Here is a 25,593-nt window from a genome sequence, read left to right as displayed (position 1 = left end):
TACTACCTATTAATACCTGGTGGTCATCTCATTCTTGTCCAAAAAGGCACCATCTTCTCCTAATAGGTTTCGATAATACGTTTCAAACATCAGAATATTTTGTACGTAACCGCGAGTTTCTTTAAATGGAATCGCCTCGATAAATGCGTACGCATCCAGTTTCCCTTGGGTTCGTCCACGCCAGGTTTTTACTCTATGTGGTCCCGCATTATACGCCGCCAAGGCAAAAATTCGATTGTTATCGTATTGATCCAATAAACCTTTCAAATAATGGCTACCAATTTCAATGTTTTTGCCCACTTCATATAAATCGCCTGTACCTTGGTAAGTTAATTGATACTTACGCGCGGTATATTTCGCGGTTGCAGGCATGATCTGCATAATGCCTCTTGCGCCAACTGGTGAGCGAGCTTCAACATCCAAGCCACTTTCTTGCCTAGCTAATGACATTAGAGTGATAGGGTCAATGCCATGTTTATCTCCATAGAAATTAAACCACCAGCGATGAGCAACTGGGAAGCGCAAGGTTAAATTATCCCACATTTTTGCTTCGATACTGGCGGTAACAGTTAGGTTATGCCAACGCTTATATGACGCATAGGCGGCTAACATCTCTTTTTGATTGTTATCAACACGATTTAATAACCAGCGCCATTCACTCTTGGCGGCAGCAATCTTGTCGCGTTCAATCAATTCAGCGATACGAACCAATGATGAGTGAAATGGTGCAATCGCTTTTTTATCAAGCTGTACTGTCGAAACAGGATAATCTATAGAACGTTTAATCTCTTTAGCAGCAGCTACGCTATAAAAATTGCGTTGCCCAACCAATCTCGCGAGTCTTTGCTGTCCCGAGACTTGCTCTCCCGTTGCAATTTCACTACGCCCTAACCAATATTGCCAACGAATCGTACTCTGTTTATCTTCAGGAAGTACCTCAATCCACTGCTTAACTCCCGGCCAATCAACATGCTGAATTGCCAGCCGAACACGTCTTTCAATTAAAACTCCGCTATTGGATGTTTTGATTTTGCTATCACGCCACTTAGCCAATTCATCGGAATCGGTATTAATTAAACGAAATGAAAGATAATCCGCCAGTATTTGAACCTCTGCTTCAGGTAATTCCTGAGCCGTCACCACGGAATCAAATACTTTCTGAGCTTGCTTAACGTCTTTACGCGCCAGCTTTTTAAGCCCTTGAATCACTTGCTGTTGATAAAACGGTTCCGCTGGATGAGAGCGTGCAAACTCAGCAACAGTCTCAGGCTTGTTAAACAGAGCCTTCATATCTGTCGCCTTTTGTTTTGCCGGCTTTGATTCCACCTGTTTTTTGAGGTAGTTCATTATCGAACCATTTCGAGCTTCAAATGCCAGCAGCATGCGCTGTAGGATTTGCTCGTCGCTCCTTAAACCCGCGTTGTCCCATGCCTCAAATAGAGGATCACAGGCGTCTGCGATGGAGTGACCCGAATGCCAAAGCTTTTCAGCGCCTTGAAAGGCTTGTTCAGTTTTTCCTTGTTGGTAAAGCGCATTGTAATAATGACACTGATAAGTTTCGCCGCGCGGCTCAACTGTTTGAAACTCGAGTAGTCTTTTCCAATCACCTTGCTTAGCTAAGCTACTAATATAAGGCGCTCGGATTCGTCCCGAAAATGGAAAGTCTTGGTGATCTTGAATAAAAGCTTCAACTTCTTGTGGTGAGCGATCACCGATATCAATCAAAAAAGCTCGGTAGTCGACATACGGAGTGAGCGAGTAGTCTGAAATCTTACCCCGTAATTTCTGATAACTAGCGACATCTTTGTCGTCTAAATAGTCTTGTACCTGATCGTAAATATTACGTTGTTCTTGAAGGTTAGTTGCCAGTGCTGAAGTGGCATAACTTGCGCTGCAAACCATCGATGCCAACGTCAGCACCGATGAAGGAATGCGATGCAGCGACTTGGAAAACGTCAGCATCATAGATTCTCTTCCCGTTGAGAATAATCAATTAAGTTCCTAATTTATGCTCATTGTACGCAGCCATGTAAAGCGCGGAGATGTAAATAATAATAAATTCACACAACTGTGACCGCACCCTTGCTTTACTCGGAATATTGATCAGTAAAGCATCAATAGCTACTTTCCAACCACTTGTCCCGTTTTGGAGGTAACAAAGCGCACCATCTTGGTATAAAATAGCCAGCTACGTGAATTTAAATTTTAGGAACGATCGGCAATGGCTGAATACGTATATACCATGTCGCGGGTGAGCAAAATTGTGCCACCTAAGCGTCAAATTCTAAAAGATATCTCTCTGAGCTTCTTCCCTGGTGCAAAAATCGGTGTTTTGGGTCTAAACGGTGCAGGTAAATCAACACTGCTACGTATTATGGCTGGTATCGATACTGATATTGATGGTGAAGCTCGTCCACAACCGGGACTTAACGTAGGTTACTTACCGCAGGAACCGGTACTCGACGAATCGAAAACCGTTCGTGAAATAGTGGAAGAAGCGGTTTCAGACGTCGCAGGCGCACTAAAGCGTCTAGATGCGGTATATGCGGCTTACGCTGAAGAAGGTGCTGATTTTGACGCGCTAGCAAAAGAGCAAGGTGAACTTGAAGCACTGATTCAAGCGAAAGATGGCCACAACCTAGAAAACGCTCTTGAGCGTGCAGCAAATGCCCTTCGTCTTCCTGAGTGGGACCAAAAAATTCAGCACCTATCTGGTGGTGAGCGTCGTCGTGTTGCTATCTGTCGTCTTCTTCTTGAGAAGCCTGATATGCTGCTTCTTGACGAACCAACCAACCACTTGGATGCAGAATCTGTGGCATGGCTAGAACGCTTCCTTGTAGATTACACAGGTACTGTTGTTGCTATCACCCACGACCGTTACTTCCTTGATAACGCTGCGGGTTGGATTCTTGAACTTGACCGTGGTGAAGGTATTCCATGGCAAGGTAACTACACTTCTTGGCTTGAGCAAAAAGATGCGCGTCTACAACAAGAAGCATCTCAAGAAAAAGCTCGCCAAAAGACTATCGAGAAAGAACTTGAGTGGGTTCGTCAAAACCCTAAAGGTCGTCAAGCGAAGTCAAAAGCACGTATGGCGCGCTTTGAAGAACTACAAAGCGGCGATCACCAGAAGCGTAATGAAACAAATGAACTGTTCATTCCGCCAGGCGAGCGCTTAGGCGACAAGGTTATCGAAGTGAATAACCTAACGAAATCATTTGATGGCCGTGTTCTTATTGACGACCTATCGTTCAGCATGCCTAAAGGTGCGATCGTCGGTATTATCGGTGCCAACGGTGCAGGTAAATCGACCCTATTTAAAATGCTAAGCGGCACAGAGCAACCTGACTCAGGTACTATCGAGATGGGTGACACGGTGAAACTGGCGTCTGTTGATCAGTTCCGTGACAGCATGGATGACAGCAAAACCGTATTCCAAGAGATCTCTGAAGGCGCTGATATCATTAAGATCAACAACTTCGAAATCCCAGCTCGTGCTTACTGTTCACGCTTCAACTTCAAAGGCAGTGATCAACAAAAGATCATTGGCGAGCTTTCTGGTGGTGAGCGTAACCGTGTACACCTTGCTAAGCTGCTTAAAGCTGGCGGTAACGTACTATTACTCGATGAACCAACCAACGACCTTGACGTTGAAACGCTACGTGCACTAGAAGAAGCGCTATTAGAGTTCCCTGGCTGTGCTATGGTAATCTCGCACGACCGTTGGTTCCTAGACCGTATCGCAACGCATATCATCGATTACCGTGATGAAGGCCAAGTGAACTTCTACGAAGGTAACTATACTGAGTACATGGAGTGGCTGAAGAAGACCTTAGGGCCTGAAGCAGCAGAGCCGCATCGCATCAAATACAAGCGTATTACGAAGTAATTTTACTCTCACAATAGCTAATGCTTGAAATTTGTCCAAAGGCCGCTTAAATTAGCGGCCTTTATTATATAGCTCACAATACGGATAAATATCCCGATTGATAATGCTAAATAATGCGAACGACTCCGCATAGCTACCATAATAATTTTGTTACTCTGAGAGTTCAGATTAAGAGAGATTGCTATGATTGAACGTCGTCGTTTTTCGCGTATTGTTTATCGCACCCAAACTGTGCTTCGCCAAGGTATAAATACTGTAAATGCTACTATCAGTGATTTATCCTTACATGGCTTATTAATTGACTGTGACCAGTCAGCACTACTGACTCAAGATGAACAAGTTAACGTAGAGTTTTCGCTTTCAGGAAGCGATGTCACGATCCAACTCGTAGGGAATATTGTTGGTATTAATAACAATATGATTCGTCTAAGCATTGATCATATTGATATTGAGAGTATCGGACATCTAAAGCGGTTGATTGAATTAAACGTAGGTGATGACGAACTATTGCATCGAGATATCGAGCACTTGTCTGACCTAGGTGAATACACCTAACGAAAGCAGTATGTCTAAAAAAATTACCATTTCTATTCCAGCTTCCTCTGGTGTACAAGATTTTCACGTCTCGAGAAAAGCCCTGATCGGTTCACTCTCTGCCGTAGCAGTGTCTGCTGCAATCGGTGCAGGTTATGTTTACCATAACTGGCAAAGTGAACGCTCTGCTCAGCAGCAATACAACTTACTGATTGATAAATTGAGCGAAGTTGAAAAACAAAAAAGTGAGTTAGAGCAACTCTACGCTGAACAAATCAATGAAACACATGCCGTTACCCAAGAGCTAGAAGATAAAAAAACAGAAATCAGCATTCTCGGAAAAAGAGTGTTTGATGTTGAATCTGTTCTAGGGCTGGCAAACGAAGAATCCACAACGGAAGAGAACTTAGAAGATCGTTTAGACGCTGCAGCTGTCGACTCAGCAGTACGTGCGACCATGTTCCGCATGATCCCTAACGATTCCCCAATGCAGTACCAACGTATTTCATCTTCGTATGGACGTCGAACCAACCCAATTACCGGTAAGCGACACACTCACACAGGCATCGACCTGACCTGTAAGCGCGGTGAAGAGATCTACGCACCGGCTGATGGTGTGATTGAAACCGTGCGCCCAAGTTCAAAAGGGTATGGTAATTACCTAACCGTTAGACACTCGTTTGGTTTTATGAGCTCATACGCTCATTTATCGCGTTTTAAAGTTCGCAGCGGCCAATTTGTGAGTAAAGGGGATCTCATCGCAACTTGTGGCAATTCAGGTAACTCGACAGGGCCACACTTACATTATGAAGTGCGCTTCTTAGGTCGCCCACTCAACCCTCAATATACGATGGACTGGTCACCAGAAAACTTTAACTATCTGTTTGAGAAAGAGAAAAAAGTAAAATGGGCGCCACTTGTTCAACTGATCGACAATACGGTTCGCCTACAGGTCAACTTGACCAACAAACCTTACATCGACAACTCTGTAAGTACAGTGAAAACTGAAGAGCCTGCAGAGTCGACGACTGTTCAGTAATCGAACATTGAAAACAAAAAGAGCAGCTCGAAGCTGCTCTTTTTCGTTAGAAAGTTTAAGGCTACCCGCGATGAATTGAATCGTTCGCTTGTTTGAGCAGGTTTTGGCTCTCATCCAAAAATTGCTGTGAATAGTCACCAAACCAGTCGCTCACTTTCTCAAAGCTTTCCACGAATGCTTTCTTGTCTTTACCATCCAGTACCGTCAATGCCTCACCAAAACATTGGTGGAAACGTTTGATCATCGCAATGTTTTCATCTGAAGAGAGAATGATATCTCCGTATAGATTTGGATCTTGACCAAACAAGCGTCCAACCATCGCCAATTCCAATCGGTAAATCGGAGAGCTCAACTGAAGCAACTTATCGATACTTGGGTTTTCTCGGCTTAAATGAAGACCGTAAGCAAACGAAGTAAAGTGACGTAAAGCCTGAATTAAAGTCATACCGTGATCGTGTTCAGCCGCATCAATTTGGCACAAACTCGCTCCCCAGATCGAGAACTGCTTCAAGAGCCACTGATACTGCTCTTCACCGCGTCCATCACAATAGACAATCACCTGCTTCGCTAAGCTAGGAACATCAGGGCCAAACATTGGATGCAATCCAACAACCGGACCGGAGTGGGCATTCAGCATAGTTTGCAACGGTTTCGATTTGATTGAGGTCAGGTCACATAAGATACAATCTTCCGGCAGTTTACCTAGTTTCTCGATCACCCCTTCCGTCAGGTGAATCGGAACCGTTACAACAACCAAACCCGCACCATCTAGAATCTCATCGGCACGCGACCAATCTTGACTACCGAGCACTTTCACATCGTAGCCAGAAAGCTTAAACATACGACCAAACAAGCTACCTAACTGACCGTTACCACCGACAATAACCACTGAACGCAGCTCAGGATTTAAGCACTTAAAGCCTGAGTCTTTCTCACTCGCGTACGATTCGCGCATAGTGCGACGTAGAATATCTTCGATCAGTTGCGGTGGAACGCCTTTCTTCTCAGCTTCTTCTCTACGCGAAGCCAACATGGCTGCTTCTCTGTCTGGAGCATAAATAGGTAAGCCGTGTTCACTCTTAACTTCACCGACTTTTTCAACCAACGACAAACGTTGCGCCAATAAATCTAAAATTTGCTTATCTACTGCGTCTATCTGATCACGCAACTCATTCAGCTCAACAGCCATTGATTTTCCTTACTTGATTGAAGAGATAGTTACTTCAGGCGTTCTTCCAAAAATGGCACTAATTCTGTGTGCGCATGACGCAATAGTGCCTCAGTTGTATCCCAATTGATACATGCATCCGTAATAGATACGCCATATTGCATTTCATTCAAAGGAATATCTGAAGATTGATTACCTTCATTGATGTGGCTCTCAATCATTAGGCCAATAATAGATTTATTGCCCTCACGGATTTGATGGATAACATCTTCCGCAACTAATGGCTGACGACGGAAGTCTTTACGTGAGTTCGCATGGCTGCAGTCCACCATCAAAGATGCATCTAGACCGTGCTTCGCCATGTCTTGCTCACACTCAGTCACAGAAACCGAATCGTAGTTAGTCTGCTTACCGCCACGCAGAATTACATGACCATTTGGGTTGCCCTGGGTAGTCAGCAATGCAACTTGGCCTTCGCGATTGATACCCATAAAGCGGTGGCTAGAAGAAGCCGCTTGCATCGCATTAATTGCGGTCGCTAGGCTGCCATCAGTACCATTTTTAAAGCCGATAGGCATAGATAAGCCACTCGCCATTTCACGGTGTGTTTGCGATTCAGTGGTACGCGCGCCAATCGCAGCCCAAGTAAAAGTATCTGCTAGGTACTGTGGACTAATTGGGTCAAGCGCTTCTGTTGCCAGCGGGATTTCCATCTCAGCCAATTCAACCAGCAGTTTACGGCCAACATGCAGCCCGTGCTCAATATCAAACGTTCCGTCTAATTGAGGGTCATTAATCAACCCTTTCCAACCAACCGTTGTTCGAGGTTTTTCAAAGTAAACACGCATTACAATATACAGTTGGTCACTAAGCTGCTCAGAAAGCTGTTTCAATCGACGCGCATACTCCTTTGCCGCATCAACATCGTGAATTGAACATGGTCCACATACCACCAATAAACGATGATCTTTTTTATGGATGATGTTAGCTACCGTATCACGAGATTCTTGAATAAAGCGGCGCGCATTGTCGCTCAGTGGAATTTTAGCTTTTAACTCTTCCGGCGTGATTAACACCTGCTCTTCACTGATATTGATATTGCTTAGTTCACTTTTTTGCATAACTCTTGACCTGTATATATAAATTTACACTCAATTTATCCATTCATACTGAGTGGTGAATAACTCTACCTTAACAGGCTAAATCCAGATTTCAACCGTAAACAATAAAAAACACAATCGTAAATAATAATTTACATCAGATAAAAATAGACGTTTTATGCCAAAGTGACGCATTAAACATACTTTCTAACAGAGAAGTTATCTAAAATAGACAAAAAACATCAGCAGAAAAAGTTATGGATCTGATTCTTTCGCTACTTCAACAAATGTGCGTCTACCTCGTTTTAGCTTACATGCTAAGCAAGACCCCTATCTTTTTGCCTCTGCTCAATATCTCAAATCGAATCAGCCACAAAGTCAGTGTTTATATTCTGTTCTCACTGTTTTGTATTATGGGCACCTATTTTGGCTTACAGATCAATGATGCCATCGCAAATACCCGAGCGATTGGCGCTGTTATGGGTGGATTGTTTGGTGGCCCCGTGGTGGGATTCTTCGTCGGATTAACTGGCGGCATTCATCGATACACATTAGGCGGTTTTACCGATCTTGCTTGTACTATTTCCACGACAGCAGAAGGATTAATTGGCGGTTTACTACACACCTACCTCGTACGTAAAGGCAAGAGCGATCAACTCTTTAATCCTAGCGTCGTGTTTGCTATCACATTGGTCGCTGAAATCGTCCAAATGGTGATCATCTTGATCATCGCTAAACCATTTGATCAAGCATATAGCCTAGTTTCTGCTATCGCCGCACCAATGATTATCGCCAACTCCGTCGGTGCCGCATTGTTTATGAGTATCCTACAAGATAGAAAAACCATCTTTGAAGAATACTCTGCAACCTTTTCTCGTAGAGCGTTAAATATTGCTGAACGTTCAGTAGGGATTCTTGCGTCTGGCTTTAATAGTCAAAATGCTGAAAAAATTGCCCGCATCATCTATGAAGAGACCAATGTAGGTGCAGTCTCAATCACCGATGACGAAAAGATTCTCGCTTTCGTTGGTATTGGTGATGATCACCATAAACCCGAGACGCCAATCTCTTCTCAAAGTACGATGGATGCAATTAAGAAAAACGACATCATCTACCTTGATGGCAAAGAACGCCCATATCAGTGTTCCATAAGCATGGACTGTAAACTCGGCTCCGCTTTAATCATTCCTCTTAGAACCGGTGACAAGGTGATCGGTACCATTAAGCTATATGAACCGAAAAGAAAGTTGTTCTCAACCATCAATATGTCGATGGCTGAAGGTATCGCCCAACTTCTTTCCAGTCAGATTCTGTTTGGAGACTATCAACAGAAACAAACTCTCCTCTCTCAAGCCGAAATTAAATTGCTTCACGCTCAGGTAAATCCACACTTTTTATTCAATGCATTGAATACCATAAGTGCGGTTATCAGGCGTGATCCAACCAAGGCACGTGAGCTCATACAGCATCTGTCACAATTCTTTCGCAGTAACTTGAAGCAAGATATAGAAACGGTAACCCTTGAAGAAGAGTTGGCTCATGTCAATGCGTATCTCACGATTGAAAAGGCACGCTTTACAGATCGGTTAGAAGTCGACATCAATATTGATCACGCCCTAATGGACCTTAAGTTGCCAACCTTTACGTTGCAACCACTAGTTGAGAATGCAATTAAACACGGGATATCTAACTTACTTGAAGGCGGGCAAATCAGAATCTACAGCCAAGCCATAGAAGACGGTTACAAAGTCATTGTGCAAGACAACGCTGGCAGCTATGTCGCGCCCAAAGAGGACCATGCAGGTTTAGGCATGCAAATCGTAGACAAGCGCCTAACCAATCAATTTGGGCGGAATTCAGCCCTAACTATTGATGTAGAACCGAATCAATTAACCCGAATGAGTTTTATCATTCCAATCAAGAACAAAAATTAAGGTACTGAGATGCTTTCTGCTTTAGTCATAGATGACGAACTCTTCGCTCGTGAAGAGCTAACGGAACTGCTGGAAGAGACAGGAAAGATTAACGTAATTGATCAAGCAAGCAATGCAATTGAAGGATTAAAGAAGATCAACCAGCTCAAGCCTGATGTGGTTTTCCTTGATATTCAAATGCCGCAAATTACAGGTATTGAGCTGCTTGGAATGCTTGATCCTGAAACCATGCCTAAAGTCGTCTTTGTCACGGCTTATGATGAATTTGCTATTCAAGCTTTTGAAGACAATGCCTTTGATTATTTATTAAAGCCAGTCGACACAGAGCGATTAAACAAGACCATCAAACGCCTACTAAAATCCCAACTAAACAGCCATGATCAAATAGCGGCTATCGCGCCACAAAGCCTCGATCAGATCCCTTGTGTGGGTTTAAACCGAATCGTAATCATCCCTACCCTAGATGTTGAATTTGCGTATAGCGATATTAGTGGGGTACACGTTCAGACGAACGAGCAACAAGCCACATCTCAACTCACACTTAAAACGTTGGAAGAGAAAACCTTGCTCGTTCGCTGCCATCGCCAGTTTTTAGTTAACGTTAAGGCGATTAAAGAGATCAAGTTGCTCGAAAACGGATTAGCCGAAATCATTACCATCAGCGATCACCCAATCCCCGTCAGTCGACGCTACTTAAAAACATTAAAAGAGCGACTGGGTTTCCATTAAAAAGAGCCACATTTTGTGGCTCTTTTTATACTTATAATGACGTAAAAAACTAATCTTCAAGCATACGACGCATGGCTTCAGAGGCTTGCTTCCACTCCGAGCTACGTTGAAGATCCGCCAAGGTAAAGCTCTGCTTTTTCGAAAGAACTTCAGCGCCTGGGGTCTCTAATACAGGTAGATTATCTAATACCTCAACTTGAGCATCACGTTGGTTACACACCAATATCATGTCACACCCTGCCACCAAAGCTTGGTGCGCACGCTCTGCTGGTCCGCCCATAATGGCCGCACCTTCCATCGTTAAATCGTCCGAAAACACAATGCCTTTAAAGCCAAGCTGTTCGCGTAATACTTGTCTTAACCAATATTCAGAACCACTTGCTGGTTGATCATCGTAATGAGGGTAAACCACATGAGCTGGCATCATGGCATCCAATACACCAGCTTCAATCTGCGTTTTGAACACCTGCATATCGAGCTCAAAAATTGTGTCACGTTGATCATAAGGCGTTTCAAGGTGAGAATCTGCAATTACACCGCCATGGCCCGGGAAGTGTTTACCCGTTGTCGCCATACCAATAGATTTCATTCCACGCATATAAGCCGTGCTGTGACGAACAATCGTATCCACCTCATCACCAAACGCTCGATTACCAATCGCTTTGCACTCATGCCCTTTATCCAAAACAGGGGCAAAACTGAGATCAACATCATGAGCAATCAGCTCAGCCGCCATCAACCAACCAGCTTGCTCAGCCAATTGCTCTCCGCGATTATGTTTGGCGAACTCTTGCGCTGCCGGAATAATAGAAAAACCATCACGGAATCGCTGAACTCGGCCACCTTCTTGATCGACACCAATTAATATAGGTCGTTTCGCCGCTTCACGAATCGATTGATTTAATGCCAGAAGCTGTTTGTTATCATAGTAATTGCGTGAGAATAAGATGACACCACCCACCGTTGGGTGCTCTAAAATCTCTTTATCTTCAGCGGTTAGCTCGTAGCCATCCACATCCAGCCATAATGGTCCCATATTTACTCCAGCCAAACTGATTTTTCGCTATGCTGCCGAGAGTATTAGGATTATTCTCGGTTTACAATGGATTCTATGTCAGGCGTAGTAAAAATTGAGAATGGCTACAAAAGAGTTATATATCGGTGTCATGTCGGGCACCAGTTTAGATGGTGTCGACACTGCACTGGTTGAAATTGACAATGGTCAACCGAGGCTGCTGGCTCATCATGACTTCCCCTACCCTGACGAGATTCGCCAGCGCGTGCTCAATATTTGTTTAGGGCAAAAAACAGATCTGATTGAAATTGGCCAAATCGATCACTTGCTAGGTGTACTTTATGCTGACGCGATCAATGCGCTATTAGATAGCACGGGCTATCCGAATGAATCGATTCGAGCTATTGGCAACCACGGTCAAACTGTCTTCCACCAGCCAACAGGCTCAACACCATTTACGACCCAACTTGGCGACGCTAATATCATCGCGGCGCACACTGGTATTGATACCGTGGCGGATTTTCGTCGTAAAGATATCGCACTCGGAGGCCAAGGAGCGCCATTAGTTCCAGCCTTTCATCAAACGATTTTTCAGCCAACAGATTCCAGCATCGTGGTACTTAACATTGGTGGGATTGCGAATATTTCGGTACTGAGCCCCAACGCACCAGTGATAGGTTATGATACCGGGCCTGGTAACATGCTGATGGATGCTTGGTGTCACCTCCATAGAGGTCAGCCTTTCGACAAAGATGCAGAGTTTGCACGGCAAGGCAATGTCGATACTGATTTGCTGGCCACTCTACTTGAAGAGCCCTACCTTGCTTTAAAAGCGCCGAAAAGCACAGGTAGGGAGCTATTTAATCTTGACTGGCTCACATCAAAGCTAACTCATCACGTTATGGATCATCATGATGTTCAGCGCACACTATGTGAATTTACCGCGCAGACTATTTGCGCACAGGTAGAGCAGTTTACTTTGGGTCCTAGCCCTGAAGTTCTTGTTTGCGGTGGCGGTGTTCACAACCCACTCCTCATGCAACGTCTTTCCGCCCTACTACCTGATTGGTCGGTTTGCGCTACAGACACAAAAGGCATCAGTAGTGACAATATGGAAGCGATGGCTTTTGCTTGGCTAGCTTATCGCCACATACACCGCCTGCCAAGCAACCTACCCGAAGTGACAGGGGCAAGTCGCCTAGCTTCACTTGGCGTGCTCTATTCAGCTAATTAACTAAGGATTTCCATGACAAACGATGCACTCATTGCCGCGCTCGCACACCTTGTATCCGAAGGACGCAACCCAGACACTATGGACATCGATTTGCTTCCCGCTTTAGAAATAGTCCAAAGGATCAATCAACAGGACCAACAAGTTCCAATTGCAGTAGAGAAGGTGTTACCTGAAATAGCCCAAGCGGTTGAGAAGATTACCGAAGCATTCAAAATTGGCGGTAGACTCATCTATATGGGCGCAGGAACAAGTGGCCGTTTAGGGGTGCTTGATGCTTCAGAATGTCCACCGACCTTTGGCGTATCCGATCAAATGGTCATAGGGCTCATTGCAGGCGGTCCAGAAGCGATTCTTAAAGCTAAGGAAGGGGCGGAAGATTCGCTCACTTTAGGTGTCGAAGACCTCAAAGCTATTAATTTCAGTCAACGAGATGTTGTTGTTGGTATTGCAGCGAGCGGGCGCACTCCATACGTGATTGGCGCTTTAGAATACGCGAATGAGACTGGTGCGACTACGGTTGCTCTGTCATGTAACCCTGATTCACCGATTGCTGACATTGCCCAAATTGCCATTAGCCCAGTTGTTGGACCAGAAGCCTTAACCGGATCAACACGTTTGAAATCAGGGACTGCACAGAAACTAGTTTTAAACATGCTCACCACAGCGAGTATGATCCGCCTAGGCAAGAGCTATCAGAATTTAATGGTCGACGTAAAAGCAACCAACAAAAAGCTTGTCGCACGCGCTGCGCGCATTGTGATGCAAGCGACCGACTGCGATAAATCGCTTGCCGAACAAACCTTACAGCAAACAAAATATGATGTGAAACTGGCGATCCTGATGATATTGACGGGAATGGATATCGAGGCGGCACATGAACAATTAGCTCACCAAAATGGTTTCTTACGCAAAGCCGTACAACACTATAAAGGTGAATAGGTATTAAGAGGGAGAGGTCTCTCCTCCCTCTTATTCAGCGGTTATCTCATTTACTGGTTATATTCATTCCAACCACGTTGCCACTCCATACGAAACTTTTGTCCATACTGAGTGCCTTCGCAAACCCCTTCATAATATTGCCCAGATAGACCGATTTGATACGCAAAGTTGGGGTTACAATACTCATCCACACCCTCTAGATAACCTTGCTCATATTCACCATATTTCGCTGAACCTAACTTAGATAGGTTTTTCACTGAACGCTGAGTGTGACCGGACACACCATCTTGATAACCAATCTCGTACCAATTGCCCTCTTGTGCAAGCTGTTCTGGAGATGCCATGCACGCCATTAATGATAGAGATATCAGAACCAATACAATCTTTCTCATTGTTTTTCTTCACTTTTTCAACTGTTCTTTTAACTAAAACACTAAATTGGTGAAATTGCCACTTATGAGAGATAAAAACCGCTCAAGTTGAGTTATTACCACTAAAACTACAATACGACCACTCACTTCAGAAGCGAATGTATCTTGCTAAGAGACTCCGTAATATCCATGGTGAGCTTAAATACTAAGGAATAAGTGTTATGTTGTGGTTTCTCACCTGCGTTGCAGCCCTCATCGGCGGCTACTTTATTTATGGTGCTTTCATTGAGAAAGTATTTGGTATTAACGAAAAACGTCAAACACCTGCTCATACCAAGCAAGATGGTGTTGACTACGTACCAATGTCGACGAAAAAAGTTTACCTTGTCCAGCTACTCAACATTGCGGGTGTAGGTCCAATCTTCGGGCCAATCATGGGGGCGCTTTACGGCCCGGCAGCAATGTTATGGATTGTCGTTGGCTGTATCTTCGCTGGTGCCGTACATGACTACTTCTCCGGTATGTTATCGGTGCGCAATGGCGGTGCATCCGTACCAACTATCACGGGTCGATACCTAGGCAATGGCGCTAAACACTTTATGAACATCTTTGCCATTGTTCTATTACTGCTAGTTGGTGTGGTATTTGTTTCTGCTCCAGCAGGCATGATCACCAACCTTATCAACGATCAAACCAGCTTAAATGTCAGCATGACGACAATGGTTATCGCCATCTTTGCTTACTACATCATCGCAACGATTGTTCCTGTCGATAAGATAATCGGTCGCTTCTACCCTCTATTCGGTGCACTACTAATCTTTATGTCTGTTGGCTTGATGACTGCAGTGGCTTTCTCAAGCGAGCACACAGTTATGGGCGATTTCCAAGTCAGCGACATGCTGAGCAATCTAAACCCGAACGATATGCCTTTATGGCCTGCTCTATTCATTACCATCGCTTGTGGTGCTATCTCAGGCTTCCACGCGACACAATCGCCACTAATGGCTCGTTGTATGGAAAATGAAAAGAATGGTCGCTTTGTCTTTTACGGTGCAATGATTGGTGAGGGTGTAATTGCTCTTATCTGGTGTGCGATTGCGCTTTCTTTCTTCGGCTCACTAGAATCACTTTCTGAGGCAGTTAAGAACGGTGGTCCAGGTAATGTCGTCTACAGTGCATCATTTGGTCTACTTGGTGTCTTCGGTGGTATCGTTGCTTTCCTAGGTGTGGTTATTTTACCAATCACTTCAGGTGACACGGCATTCCGCTCTAGCCGTTTAATCCTTGCTGAATATTTTAACGTTGACCAGAAAGCACTACGCAATCGACTAATGATGGCTGTTCCACTATTCATCATTGGTGGCATCTTAACTCAAGTAGATTTCGGCGTTATTTGGCGCTACTTCGGCTTTGCTAACCAATCAACAGCGGTAATGATGCTGTGGACTGCATCGGCTTACCTACTACGCCATAACAAGCTGCACTGGATTACAACTATCCCAGCGATGTTCATGACAACTGTATGTGCAACGTTCATTTTGAACAACAGTACCCTTGGTTTCGGTCTACCAATTCAGGTATCAACCGTCTCAGGAATCCTATTTGCACTAGCAGTAACGGCTTACGTAATCAAAACATCAAAAGGGAAAGGCGAAACCGACCTTGCTGATGAAGAAAAACCACAAGCAGTCACTGAAACTGCATAAAGCCAACAGCACTTCGCTTGCTATACAAAAAGGCTCCCTCGGGAGCCTTATCTCTATCTGAAAATGTAAAAAAGCCAGCGATTACCGCTGGCTTTTCTTAATCAATGTATTTAGTCAACTTGCTTAATTTGCAGCTCTTTAGGTACTTCAAAGAACATGTTCTCTTCACGACCTTGAATTTCTTCGACTGAGCGAGTACCCACTAGTTCTTTAATTCTTTCTAAGATCTGATTCACAAGCTCTTCCGGTGCAGATGCGCCCGCTGTTACGCCGACCTTAACTTTTCCTTCAAACCACTCAGGTTTAATATCTTCTGGGCAATCAGTTAGAAATCCTGGCGTGCCCAGTTTCTCAGCTAACTCTTTCAAACGCGTCGAGTTTGATGAGTTCTTTGAGCCAACAACAATCACGACATCCACATCCGTTGCCATCTCACGCACTGCATCTTGGCGGTTCTGAGTCGCGTAACAGATATCATCTTTTCGAGGGCCTTGAATATCAGGGAAGACACGGCGTAATTCTTCAATCACATCTGCCGTTTCATCAACAGACAGTGTTGTTTGGCTAACATAGTGCAATTTGCTTGGATCATTAACCTTAGCTTTTAGAGCTTCAACATCTGCTGGCGTTTCAACCAAGTACATACCACCTTGCTCGCTCGCATATTGCCCCATTGTACCTTCGACTTCAGGGTGACCAGCATGACCAATCAGAACCACTTCCATATGCTTGCGACTTGCGCGAGCCACTTCCATATGAACTTTTGTAACCAATGGGCAAGTCGCATCAAACACAGTAAGATCACGCTCTTTAGCTTCTTTGCGAACCGCTTGAGACACACCATGAGCGGAAAAGATAACAATATTGTCATCAGGTACTTCATGCAGCTCTTCAACAAATATTGCGCCGCGCTGTTTAAGACCCTCAACAACAAAACGGTTATGCACGACTTCATGGCGAACATAAATCGGTGGCTGATACATTTCTAATGCACGCTCAACGATACTGATCGCGCGATCAACACCGGCACAAAAACCGCGAGGGTTGGCTAAAAGAATTTTCATTTCATTGCTCATGGTGGTTATATTTTCGCTCTGGCTGGCTATTCTACTGTCAAAATCTCAACTTCAAAAGTCACATCTTGTCCGGCTAGCGGATGGTTGAAATCGACTGTTACTGAATCACCTGCAATTTCGGTAATGATTCCAGGAATTTCCATACCATCAGGGCCAGAAAAAGCCATGATAGTGCCGACTTCAACTTCAGCATCGCCGACAAACTTAGCACGGTCCATATGATGAATACTGTCAGGATTTGGCATTCCAAATGCGTCTTGAGCTTTCAGTTCAATGGCTTTGCTATCACCTTGCTGTAGACCAATCAGGCAGTTTTCAAAGTTCTCACTTAAACTTCCGTCCCCAATCACTAACTTAGCTGGCTTACCCATGTTATGAGTGCTATCAGCGACAGAGCCGTCGTTCATCTTAATGGTAAAATGCAGAGTTACTGCTGAGTCTTGGGCGATTGTTGTCACGTTACTGCTTCCTTGTGGTTAGGTTTGTCGACTCTTTTAACTTTGTAATACGAATAACTGTCGACTTGGGCATCAACATAAAGAAAAGCGCCGCCTGAATCAACAGACAGCGCTTAGGGTTATTCAATTAATCACGATTTAAGCTTTGGCATCTTCTTTCTTGCGAAAGCCATCAAGAATGATCATTGCCGCACCAATACAGATAGTCGTGTCCGCTAGATTGAATGCAGGCCAATGATAATCACCCCAGAAGAAATCAAGATAGTCCACAACAAAGCCGTGTACCACGCGGTCAAAGACGTTACCAACGGCTCCACCAATGATCATGGCGTAAGCAATGTTGTTCCACTTTTCTTTGGCTGGTAGCTTGCTCATCCAGTAAGTCAGCATGCCTGTCACTAAGAATGCGATACCGGTAAAGAACCAACGTTGCCAACCTGCTTGATCGCTCAAAAAGCTAAACGCAGCTCCATAGTTATGAACATAGAGGAAATTGAAGAAAGGCAATACCTCAATACGATTTGCCCAGCCATAACCCATATTGTCCATAACAAACAGTTTAATCGCGATGTCCGCAATAAAGATCAACACGGCTAACCATAGCCAGCGCACACCTGATTGTTTTAGTGGAATGTTTGACATCTTATCCCCTAAAGAAATAAATCCTAAAAATAACCCCAGTAGATACTGGGGCTATAAAATTTCAATAAAGTTCCGAGAACTCTTGCTCTAAATTATTGGTGCTGTAGCAAGGCGACAAGCTTACGAGGCTCCTGAGCATAGTTTTCCTATGTGATGGAGCGAGTCAGTGCAGTCAACACAGCTACAGTGCCAAGAATGACGAGCAATTAAGCGAACTTGCGAACTTCACCTTCACCATCAACGTTCGACACACAACGACCACAAATCTTCTCGTGACCTTCGATTGTGCCTACGTCTGGTGTGTGGTGCCAACAACGGTCACACTTCTCAGCTTCAATCGCTTGTACTTCAACAAACAAGCCTTCAACGTCGGTCGCTTGTGCTGTGTCTGACTTTTCGCTTAGAGGCTTAACCACTGCAGCCGATGTTAGCAATACGAAACGTAGCTCATCTTCTAGCTTGTTGATTTTCGCCGCTAGTGCATCATCCGCATAAAGCGTCACTTGCGCTTGTAGAGAACCACCAATGGTTTTCTCTTTACGAGCATCTTCTAGCAGTTTGTTAACGCCACCACGAACTGACTGGATTTCAGCCCAGAATTCGTTATTTAGCTCTTCACCTTCAGCTAGACCGAATAGACCATCGAACCACTCACCAGTGAATACGAACTTATCACGCTGGCCTGGCATTTCGTTCCAGATTTCATCTGCTGTGAATGACATGATAGGAGCCATCCAACGAACTAGCGCTTCTACGATGTAGTAAAGCGCAGTCTGACAACTGCGTTGAGCGTGGCCACCCAATTTCGCTGTGTACTGACGGTCTTTAATCACGTCTAGGTAGAATGAACCCATTTCAATTGAACAGAACTGCATTAGACGCTGCGTTACTGCGTGAGTATTGTACTCACCGTACGCTTTAACGATCTCTTCTTGAGCAGCGAGAGCACGACCTACAGCCCAGCGATCCAGTGCAACCATTTCTTCTGCAGGAACAATATCCGTTTCAGGGTTGAAGCCATTTAGGTTCGCTAGGAAGAAACGTGCTGTGTTACGAATACGACGGTACGCATCAGCTGAACGCTTAAGGATTTCATCAGAAACCGCAACTTCACCCGTATAGTCTGTAGATGCAACCCATAGACGCAGAATGTCTGCACCTAGTTTGTTGGTTACGTCTTTTGGTGCTACAACGTTACCGATTGATTTAGACATCTTACGGCCGTGACCATCAACCACAAAACCGTGCGTCAGCACTTGCTTGTATGGCGCTTCGTCTTTCATCGCAATTGATGAAATCAAAGAAGATTGGAACCAACCACGGTGTTGGTCAGAACCTTCAAGGTATAGATCAGCACTGTTACCGTTGTACTCTTCGCGAGAATCAACCACAGAGTAGTGAGTCACACCTGAGTCGAACCATACGTCTAGCGTATCAAGGACTTTCTCATAGTTAGCTGCGTCTTCAGTACCCATTAGGTCCGCTGCATCCACATCCCACCATGCTTGAATACCTTTCTCTTCAACTAGCTGCGCTACCTTTTCAATAAGCTCTAGTGAATTCGGGTGCAGCTCAGCAGTCTCTTTGTGAACGAATAGAGCGATTGGCACACCCCAAGTACGTTGACGAGAGATACACCACTCAGGACGACCTTCAATCATACCTTCAATGCGGCTTTGACCCCATTCTGGCAACCACTCAACACCTTTGATTGACTCTAGTGCTTTTGCACGTAGACCGGCTTGATCCATAGAAATGAACCACTGTGGTGTTGCACGGAAGATAATTGGAGTTTTGTGTCTCCAACAATGTGGGTAGCTGTGCTCGTACGCATGGTGATGCAGTAGTGCACCTTTCTCTTTTAGAACTTCTAAAACAGAGTCGTTTGCTTTAAATACGTGCTGACCAGCGAATAGCTCTGTATCCGGTAGGTAAACGCCATTCGAACCGACTGGGTTAGCAACTTCTAGATTGTATTTTTTACCAACTACAAAGTCTTCTTGACCGTGACCAGGAGCAGTGTGAACCACACCAGTACCTGAGTCAGTTGTCACGTGATCGCCAAGGATCGCAGGAACTGTAAAGTCGTAGAATGGGTGGTTGAACTGAGCAAGCTCTAGATCCGCACCTTTAGCAAAACCAAGGTTGTGGAAATGCTCGATACCCGCGCGATCCATAACGTCTTTTGCTAATTCAGAAGCTACAACGATACGTTGCGCTGGTTGCTCACCATTTGCTTCGACTTGGATCAGTACGTACTCTAGATCATCACGTAGACACACTGCGCGGTTTGCAGGCAGTGTCCATGGCGTTGTTGTCCAGATAACAATTGAGATCTCGCCCTGGCCTTCGTGGCCATCAGCTAAAGAGAATTTCTCAAGCAGTGCTGCTTCGTCTGCCGCTGTGAATTTCACATCGATAGATGGAGAGACTTTGTCTTTGTATTCGACTTCTGCTTCCGCAAGTGCACTGCCACAGTCTGTACACCAGTGAACAGGTTTAAAACCTTTTAGTAGGTGGCCATTATCTGCAATTTTACCTAGTGCACGGATAATGTTTGCTTCTGTGCCAAAGTCCATAGTGCGGTAAGGTTTGTCCCACTCACCCATGATACCAAGACGCTTAAAGCTCTCTTTTTGGCCTTCAACCTGACCCGCTGCATATTTACGACATTCCTCGCGGAATTCAGATGCAGAAATCTTTTGGCCTGGTTTGCCTTTTTTCTTTTCTACCATTAGTTCAATTGGTAGGCCGTGACAGTCCCAACCAGGAATGTACGGTGCATCAAAACCAGAAAGTGTTTTGGATTTAATAATAATGTCTTTAAGAATCTTGTTTAGCGCGTGGCCAATATGAATGTCGCCGTTCGCGTATGGAGGGCCATCGTGTAGGACGAAAGATTTTTTGCCTTTCTTCGCTTTGCGGATTTCACCGTAAAGGTCTTCTTTATACCAACGCTTAAGCATTTCTGGCTCGCGATTGGCCAGATTACCGCGCATCGGAAACCCTGTTTCAGGAAGGTTCAGGGTATCTTTATACTCACTCATCGATTCTTAATTCCGTTGTGTTGGGTGACAGTTAGACATTATGCCAAGCAGTGAACTAAACCGCTTGGTCTTCAAGCTGATGCAGCCACACCCTTGCGGCATCAGCATCCAATTCTATTTGTTGTTTCAAAGCGTCGAAAGAGTCAAATTTATGCTCATCTCGCAGCTTGTGTAAAAGTACAATTTCTAATTGTTTGCCATATAAGTTGGCTTGAAAGTCGAATAAATGTACTTCTAGTTGTTGGCGAACGCCGTTTACGGTTGGTCTATTACCAATGTTCGCCACACCGCCTATCGCTTTATTGCCAAGGCCAAGTGCTTGAACGACATAAACACCAGAAACCGGTGATACGCATCGTTTCAGTGGGATGTTTGCCGTAGGGAAACCTATGGTTCGTCCTAGTTTTCGGCCATGAGACACTCGACCACTGATACTATAGTTGCGCCCCAGCATACCTGCAGCAACATCAAGCTTATCTTGCGCTAATGCTTCGCGAATAGCAGTACTGCTGACTCGCAATTCTTGCATACGGTAGCTTTGCGTGCTGACGACCTCAAAACCGTACTTTTTCCCGGCTTCTTTGAGCATCGAAAAGTTGCCTTCACGACCACGCCCAAAGCAGAAATCATCGCCAACGACGAGAAACTTAACACCCAAACGCTTTACCAACAAGTCACTAATAAACTCGTCCGCCGTTTGATTAGCAAACTTCAGATTAAAGTTTACACAAAGTAAACGCTCTATATCGAGTTTACTGAGTTGAACAAACTTGTCTCTTAAACGGGCTAATCTTGCAGGTGCTTTCTCTTTAGCAAATAGCTCCAATGGTTGAGGATCAAATGTCATCACTGTTGAAGGCAAACCTAATTCTTTTGCCTGTTCAGACACTTGTCGCAAGACCTCTTGATGTCCGAGATGGACACCATCGAAGTTTCCGATCGTCAATACACACCCTGCATGGTGTGACTTTATATTCTGAATACCTCGGATCAATTCCATTGGAAGCTGCTAGAAACCTGTAACTTAATATTTATATCGCGTGAAACCGACGGATTATATACTAATCAGTCTCACTCTGTCGCTGCTTTTAGATCTTTTAGACGAACACCTAAACAGAGCAATGTGATTAGATAAGCACCAGCCCCGAGAGCAATTAATGCCACTAGCCACATAACGCGCTCCATAAAGCTCCATGTAAGCCAAACACTCATCTCTTCAAGTTTCCATAAAATAGCAGCAACCATCACTCCACCAGCAAACACCAACTTGGCAATGAAAGCTATGGTTTTACCCGTCAGGCGATATACGCCAGCAATATGTAGCCCTCTATATAATAGAGACATGTTAACAAAAGCAGACAGAGCGGTGGCAATCGCCAGACCTACATAACCATAAAACCAAGCAAAAATAGCGTTGAATACCATATTCGTTACCATCGCAATAATGCCATATTTAACTGGTGTTTTTGTATCTTGACGTGAGTAGTAGCCAGGAGCGAGAACCTTAATCAGCATAAAGTTCAATAGTCCTGAGGCATACGCGACCAAAGACATCGAGGCAAACTGTACATCTTGCGGGCTAAATTCACCACGCATGAACAGCACCATCAGCATCGGCTTGGCAAGGACCATCAAGCCTAACATTGCCGGCACGCCTAATAAGGTCACCATACGGACGCCCCAATCCATGGTATGGGCAAAACCATCACTTTGCGCATCGACATGTTTACGTGACAGCGCGGGTAGGATGACCGTCGCGATTGCAATTCCAAATAGACCAAGAGGAAATTCCAATAAGCGATCCGAGTAATAAAGCCAACTGATCGACCCCGTTTGCAGGAAACTGGCAATAAAAGTATCAAACAATAAGTTAATCTGGCTGACAGAAACCCCAAATAAAGCAGGAATCATTAAGGTGCGAATTTTAACAACACCAGGATCTCGCCAACCCCACTTGGGTTTGACCATCACGCCCGCTTTAATTAAAAACGGAATTTGAAATAAGAACTGAACTAAGCCGCCGAGGAACACCCCGATTGCTAAGCCTATTTCTGGCTGGGATAACTGAGGGGCAATGAACCAAGCAGACAAAATGATCATTACGTTGAGGAAAACAGGGGTAAATGAAGAAACGGCAAATTTCCCCATCGTATTTAAGATTGCCCCAGACAACGCAACAAAAGTGATAAACCATAAATAAGGAAAGGTAATTTTAAGCATCAAGCTGGCAAGTTCGAACTTTTCAGCCGATGGACCACCATTCAACCAATCAAGGAACCAGCCAAAACCAAACATCGCAGTGACTACACCGGAGCCCAGTACACCTAAAACGGTCACAATAGAGACAATAACCCCAAGCGTCCCTGCCGCTCTTGCGATGAGCTCTCGGGTCTTATTCATATCTCCAGCGGCATGTGATTCTGTCAATACCGGGACAAATGCCTGAGAAAACGCCCCTTCAGCAAAAAGACGACGTAAAAAGTTGGGGATTTTATTGGCAAAGAAGAATACGTCAGCACTTGCACCCGCACCCATTAAATTCGCTACAACGACATCACGCACTAAGCCAAGTACGCGTGAAATCAATGTCATGGCACTCACGATCATGCCAGACTTGAGCAGACGTTTACTCACAATTACCTCGGGAATCAAAAATTTGCTCTACTTTACAACAGGAATGTCATAGATGGAGCAGATTAGTATTAGCATTGAAAAAAAAATACTGTTAGAATCCCCGCCATCTTAACCGTGAAGACCCTTCAATCCAAAATTTGTTTGGCACGATTGGTTTTTGCACAAATTATTTGACATTTAAGCGCAAATGAGGGATATTCCTCGCCCTTAAATTGTCACTGAACTAAGTTTTTGGGAGTTAGACCCTTGGCAAATAGTAAATCTGCTAAGAAGCGCGCTATCCAGGCTGAGAAACGTCGTCAGCACAACGCTAGCCGTCGCTCAATGATGCGTACTTACATGAAGAAAACTGTTGCTGCTATCGAAGCAGGCGACAAAGAAGCTGCAACTGCTGCATTCGCTGTAGTTACACCAATCCTAGACCGCATGGCGACTAAAGGCCTTATTCACAAGAATAAAGCTGCTCGTCATAAGTCTCGCTTCTCTGCAGCAATCAAAGCTCTTTAATAGAATTTGATTTCTCAGTGAAGAAAAAACCGGCTTAGGCCGGTTTTTTTATATCTGAAATTCAGGGTCAAAAAAAGAGGCTTTCGCCTCTCTTCTTATACTTCGCTGCAATACAAACTGTGCAACAGCTGAATCATCAATTTTACTTCTTCACTACTCAAAGTGTAATAAACGGTCTGAGCCTCTTTACGAGTATGGACTAAGCCATCACGCCTTAACCAAGCCAAATGCTGTGATAAAGCTGACTGGCTAAGCTCTAACTTCGAGCAAAGTTCTCCAACCGATAACTCATTATTATGTAGCAAGCATAAAATTTGCAGCCTTCTCTCATTAGCCATTGCTTTAAGTAATACAACCGCTTTTGCAGAGTTTTGCTCCATCTCTTGTAAATTCATCGGCCACAACCTCTTAAAGCCAAATACAACTAAATCATCTGCAACGCTATCATCATAGTCTGATCACATCGGATTCAGAATGCGCGTATGACTGACTTCATTGCTCATGTCAAAATTTTATATTGACAATATTAATCGATTTGTAACAAGTAATCTATTTGTTATAAATGAAAACGCTACTTAAACAGAGATATAAAATCCGCATCGCAGACATTTTTTACAGCAGGATGCTGAATCATTCGCTCGGCAAATATCACATAATACTCTTCTTTGAGCTCTTCAATATGACCAATCAGTTGCAAAGGTAAATCGCTTTCTACCTCAGACACATAAAGTGAGGGTGCTAAGAAAATGACATCATGATGATAGCGAGCAAAAGACTTCATCAACGCCACGTCATCAAACTCACCGAGAATATTCGGTTGAATGCCTTGGCGATCGAACCATTGCAACACCTTACGTCCCATTGCTGTTCGACTCCCTGGGATCAGTAACTTTCTTTGTTCTAAAACGGCTGGAAACTGAACTTTATCGACATTGCCAGAACAAAAGAAACTCATATTGCATTCGCCGAGCTTTTTACTATACAGGCCTGGGCTTTGACTCGAATCCACTGGGCAATCAGATAAGATCATATCCAGCTTATGTTGCGACAACTGCTCAAGCAGCATTTCATGAGTCGACTCAAAACAACGTAGATGAATGCTGTTGTCAGACGGAACAGTCGTCATCAAAATCTTGCTGACTAGGCGCTTAGAAAGAGCATCTGCAACACCAACATCAAACAGAATATTTGAGCGCTGGCTGTAATTAACGATATCTAGCATTTCGTAACTCAAACCAAACATACGGTCAGCATACTTAAAGACAAGTTGGCCTAACTCGGTAGGTTCAATGCTACGTCCATTGCGTTTGGTTAATTTACCATCCATTCGATCTTCTAAGGCTTTGATCTGACCTGTTACCGTTTGTGGTGTTAAAAACAAAGCGTCTGCCGCTTTGGTCACAGACCCTTGTTTGCACACCATCCAAAAGTAGTAGAGATGGTTGTAATTAAGATGAGACATATCAGTCACTCGAAATGCTAGGAATGAATAGGGTTATAACAAAACCATTCAATGACAACAATAGTTCGAGAAAAACGAATCATACAATCAATAGCTACAGTTTTACCGA

Annotated in this window: 22 protein-coding genes; 9 read left to right on the top strand and 13 right to left on the bottom strand. The window is 44.3% G+C overall.

Annotated features, from left to right (window positions below; translation table 11 throughout):
• Window positions 1–9: 9 nt before the first annotated feature.
• On the bottom strand, window positions 10–1,965 hold the full coding sequence (sltY, locus tag GVO60_RS16050) for a murein transglycosylase (protein ID WP_159655811.1): 1,956 nt from the start codon (window positions 1,963–1,965) through the stop codon (window positions 10–12).
• 256 nt (window positions 1,966–2,221) lie between these two features.
• Between sltY and ettA the strand changes: the two genes are divergently transcribed.
• The 3 genes from ettA (at window position 2,222) to GVO60_RS16035 (ending at window position 5,462) form a co-directional block, all read left to right on the top strand.
• Window positions 2,222–3,889, top strand: a complete 1,668-nt coding sequence (gene ettA, locus GVO60_RS16045; protein ID WP_159655809.1) for an energy-dependent translational throttle protein EttA — start codon at window positions 2,222–2,224, stop codon at window positions 3,887–3,889.
• A gap of 183 nt (window positions 3,890–4,072) precedes the next feature.
• Window positions 4,073–4,444, top strand: a complete 372-nt coding sequence (locus GVO60_RS16040) for a PilZ domain-containing protein (protein WP_159655807.1) — start codon at window positions 4,073–4,075, stop codon at window positions 4,442–4,444.
• A gap of 10 nt (window positions 4,445–4,454) precedes the next feature.
• On the top strand, window positions 4,455–5,462 hold the full coding sequence (locus GVO60_RS16035; RefSeq protein ID WP_159655805.1) for a M23 family metallopeptidase: 1,008 nt from the start codon (window positions 4,455–4,457) through the stop codon (window positions 5,460–5,462).
• Between the two features lie 61 nt (window positions 5,463–5,523).
• Here the strand turns inward: GVO60_RS16035 and tyrA are convergent, their stop codons facing one another.
• A complete protein-coding gene (gene tyrA / locus GVO60_RS16030) occupies window positions 5,524–6,651 on the bottom strand; it encodes a bifunctional chorismate mutase/prephenate dehydrogenase (RefSeq protein ID WP_159655803.1) in 1,128 nt (375 codons plus the stop codon).
• A 29-nt stretch (window positions 6,652–6,680) separates the two neighbouring features.
• Window positions 6,681–7,751 carry a 3-deoxy-7-phosphoheptulonate synthase gene (locus GVO60_RS16025; protein WP_159655801.1) on the bottom strand — a complete coding sequence of 357 codons (1,071 nt, stop codon included), beginning with the start codon at window positions 7,749–7,751 and terminating at the stop codon, window positions 6,681–6,683.
• Between the two features lie 236 nt (window positions 7,752–7,987).
• Between GVO60_RS16025 and GVO60_RS16020 the strand changes: the two genes are divergently transcribed.
• Together GVO60_RS16020 and btsR are read left to right on the top strand one after the other, a co-directional pair.
• Window positions 7,988–9,664 (top strand): sensor histidine kinase, encoded by a 1,677-nt coding sequence (locus GVO60_RS16020; protein WP_159655799.1) that lies wholly within the window; start codon window positions 7,988–7,990, stop codon window positions 9,662–9,664.
• Window positions 9,665–9,673: 9 nt separating this feature from the next.
• Window positions 9,674–10,393 carry a two-component system response regulator BtsR gene (gene btsR / locus GVO60_RS16015; protein ID WP_159655797.1) on the top strand — a complete coding sequence of 240 codons (720 nt, stop codon included), beginning with the start codon at window positions 9,674–9,676 and terminating at the stop codon, window positions 10,391–10,393.
• Between the two features lie 49 nt (window positions 10,394–10,442).
• Here the strand turns inward: btsR and nagZ are convergent, their stop codons facing one another.
• The gene (gene nagZ / locus GVO60_RS16010; RefSeq protein WP_159655795.1) at window positions 10,443–11,429 is read right to left on the bottom strand and encodes a beta-N-acetylhexosaminidase; all 987 of its coding nucleotides are present in this window, start codon (window positions 11,427–11,429) and stop codon (window positions 10,443–10,445) included.
• A gap of 100 nt (window positions 11,430–11,529) precedes the next feature.
• On the opposite strand from nagZ, the gene GVO60_RS16005 reads away from it, so the two are divergent.
• Together GVO60_RS16005 and murQ are read left to right on the top strand one after the other, a co-directional pair.
• Window positions 11,530–12,642 carry an anhydro-N-acetylmuramic acid kinase gene (locus GVO60_RS16005; protein WP_159655793.1) on the top strand — a complete coding sequence of 371 codons (1,113 nt, stop codon included), beginning with the start codon at window positions 11,530–11,532 and terminating at the stop codon, window positions 12,640–12,642.
• Window positions 12,643–12,654: 12 nt separating this feature from the next.
• The gene (gene murQ, locus GVO60_RS16000; protein WP_159655791.1) at window positions 12,655–13,581 is read left to right on the top strand and encodes an N-acetylmuramic acid 6-phosphate etherase; all 927 of its coding nucleotides are present in this window, start codon (window positions 12,655–12,657) and stop codon (window positions 13,579–13,581) included.
• Between the two features lie 50 nt (window positions 13,582–13,631).
• Here the strand turns inward: murQ and GVO60_RS15995 are convergent, their stop codons facing one another.
• Window positions 13,632–13,973, bottom strand: a complete 342-nt coding sequence (locus tag GVO60_RS15995) for a DUF2799 domain-containing protein (RefSeq protein ID WP_159655789.1) — start codon at window positions 13,971–13,973, stop codon at window positions 13,632–13,634.
• A 200-nt stretch (window positions 13,974–14,173) separates the two neighbouring features.
• Here GVO60_RS15995 and GVO60_RS15990 point away from each other — a divergent pair, with 200 nt between their 5' ends.
• On the top strand, window positions 14,174–15,658 hold the full coding sequence (locus GVO60_RS15990) for a carbon starvation CstA family protein (RefSeq protein WP_159655787.1): 1,485 nt from the start codon (window positions 14,174–14,176) through the stop codon (window positions 15,656–15,658).
• Window positions 15,659–15,768: 110 nt separating this feature from the next.
• Here GVO60_RS15990 and ispH read toward each other — a convergent pair whose 3' ends face one another.
• From ispH to murJ, 6 genes are all read right to left on the bottom strand, one after another.
• Entirely contained in the window at window positions 15,769–16,734 is a 966-nt protein-coding gene (ispH, locus tag GVO60_RS15985; RefSeq protein ID WP_162596551.1) for a 4-hydroxy-3-methylbut-2-enyl diphosphate reductase, read from the bottom strand.
• Window positions 16,735–16,760: 26 nt separating this feature from the next.
• Complete coding sequence (gene fkpB, locus GVO60_RS15980) at window positions 16,761–17,192, bottom strand: FKBP-type peptidyl-prolyl cis-trans isomerase (protein ID WP_159655783.1); 432 nt, start codon at window positions 17,190–17,192, stop codon at window positions 16,761–16,763.
• Window positions 17,193–17,330: 138 nt separating this feature from the next.
• Window positions 17,331–17,834, bottom strand: a complete 504-nt coding sequence (lspA, locus tag GVO60_RS15975) for a signal peptidase II (protein WP_159655781.1) — start codon at window positions 17,832–17,834, stop codon at window positions 17,331–17,333.
• 206 nt (window positions 17,835–18,040) lie between these two features.
• Entirely contained in the window at window positions 18,041–20,881 is a 2,841-nt protein-coding gene (ileS, locus tag GVO60_RS15970; RefSeq protein WP_159655780.1) for an isoleucine--tRNA ligase, read from the bottom strand.
• Window positions 20,882–20,936: 55 nt separating this feature from the next.
• Window positions 20,937–21,881 (bottom strand): bifunctional riboflavin kinase/FAD synthetase, encoded by a 945-nt coding sequence (ribF, locus tag GVO60_RS15965; protein WP_159655778.1) that lies wholly within the window; start codon window positions 21,879–21,881, stop codon window positions 20,937–20,939.
• Between the two features lie 71 nt (window positions 21,882–21,952).
• Entirely contained in the window at window positions 21,953–23,515 is a 1,563-nt protein-coding gene (gene murJ, locus GVO60_RS15960; protein ID WP_159655776.1) for a murein biosynthesis integral membrane protein MurJ, read from the bottom strand.
• Between the two features lie 246 nt (window positions 23,516–23,761).
• On the opposite strand from murJ, the gene rpsT reads away from it, so the two are divergent.
• Window positions 23,762–24,022 carry a 30S ribosomal protein S20 gene (gene rpsT / locus GVO60_RS15955; protein ID WP_124937459.1) on the top strand — a complete coding sequence of 87 codons (261 nt, stop codon included), beginning with the start codon at window positions 23,762–23,764 and terminating at the stop codon, window positions 24,020–24,022.
• A gap of 95 nt (window positions 24,023–24,117) precedes the next feature.
• On the opposite strand, the gene GVO60_RS15950 is transcribed toward rpsT, so the two are convergent.
• Window positions 24,118–24,417 carry an ArsR/SmtB family transcription factor gene (locus tag GVO60_RS15950; RefSeq protein WP_159655774.1) on the bottom strand — a complete coding sequence of 100 codons (300 nt, stop codon included), beginning with the start codon at window positions 24,415–24,417 and terminating at the stop codon, window positions 24,118–24,120.
• A 176-nt stretch (window positions 24,418–24,593) separates the two neighbouring features.
• Window positions 24,594–25,484, bottom strand: coding sequence for a transcriptional activator NhaR (nhaR, locus tag GVO60_RS15945; RefSeq protein ID WP_159655772.1), 891 nt, complete (start codon window positions 25,482–25,484; stop codon window positions 24,594–24,596).
• Between the last annotated feature and the right edge of the window lie 109 nt (window positions 25,485–25,593).

The organism is Vibrio atypicus (assembly GCF_009811315.1).
Lineage (GTDB): Bacteria > Pseudomonadota > Gammaproteobacteria > Enterobacterales > Vibrionaceae > Vibrio > Vibrio atypicus.
Note: the sequence above shows the minus strand (reverse complement) of the source record. Positions and strands in the feature narration are given on the sequence as shown.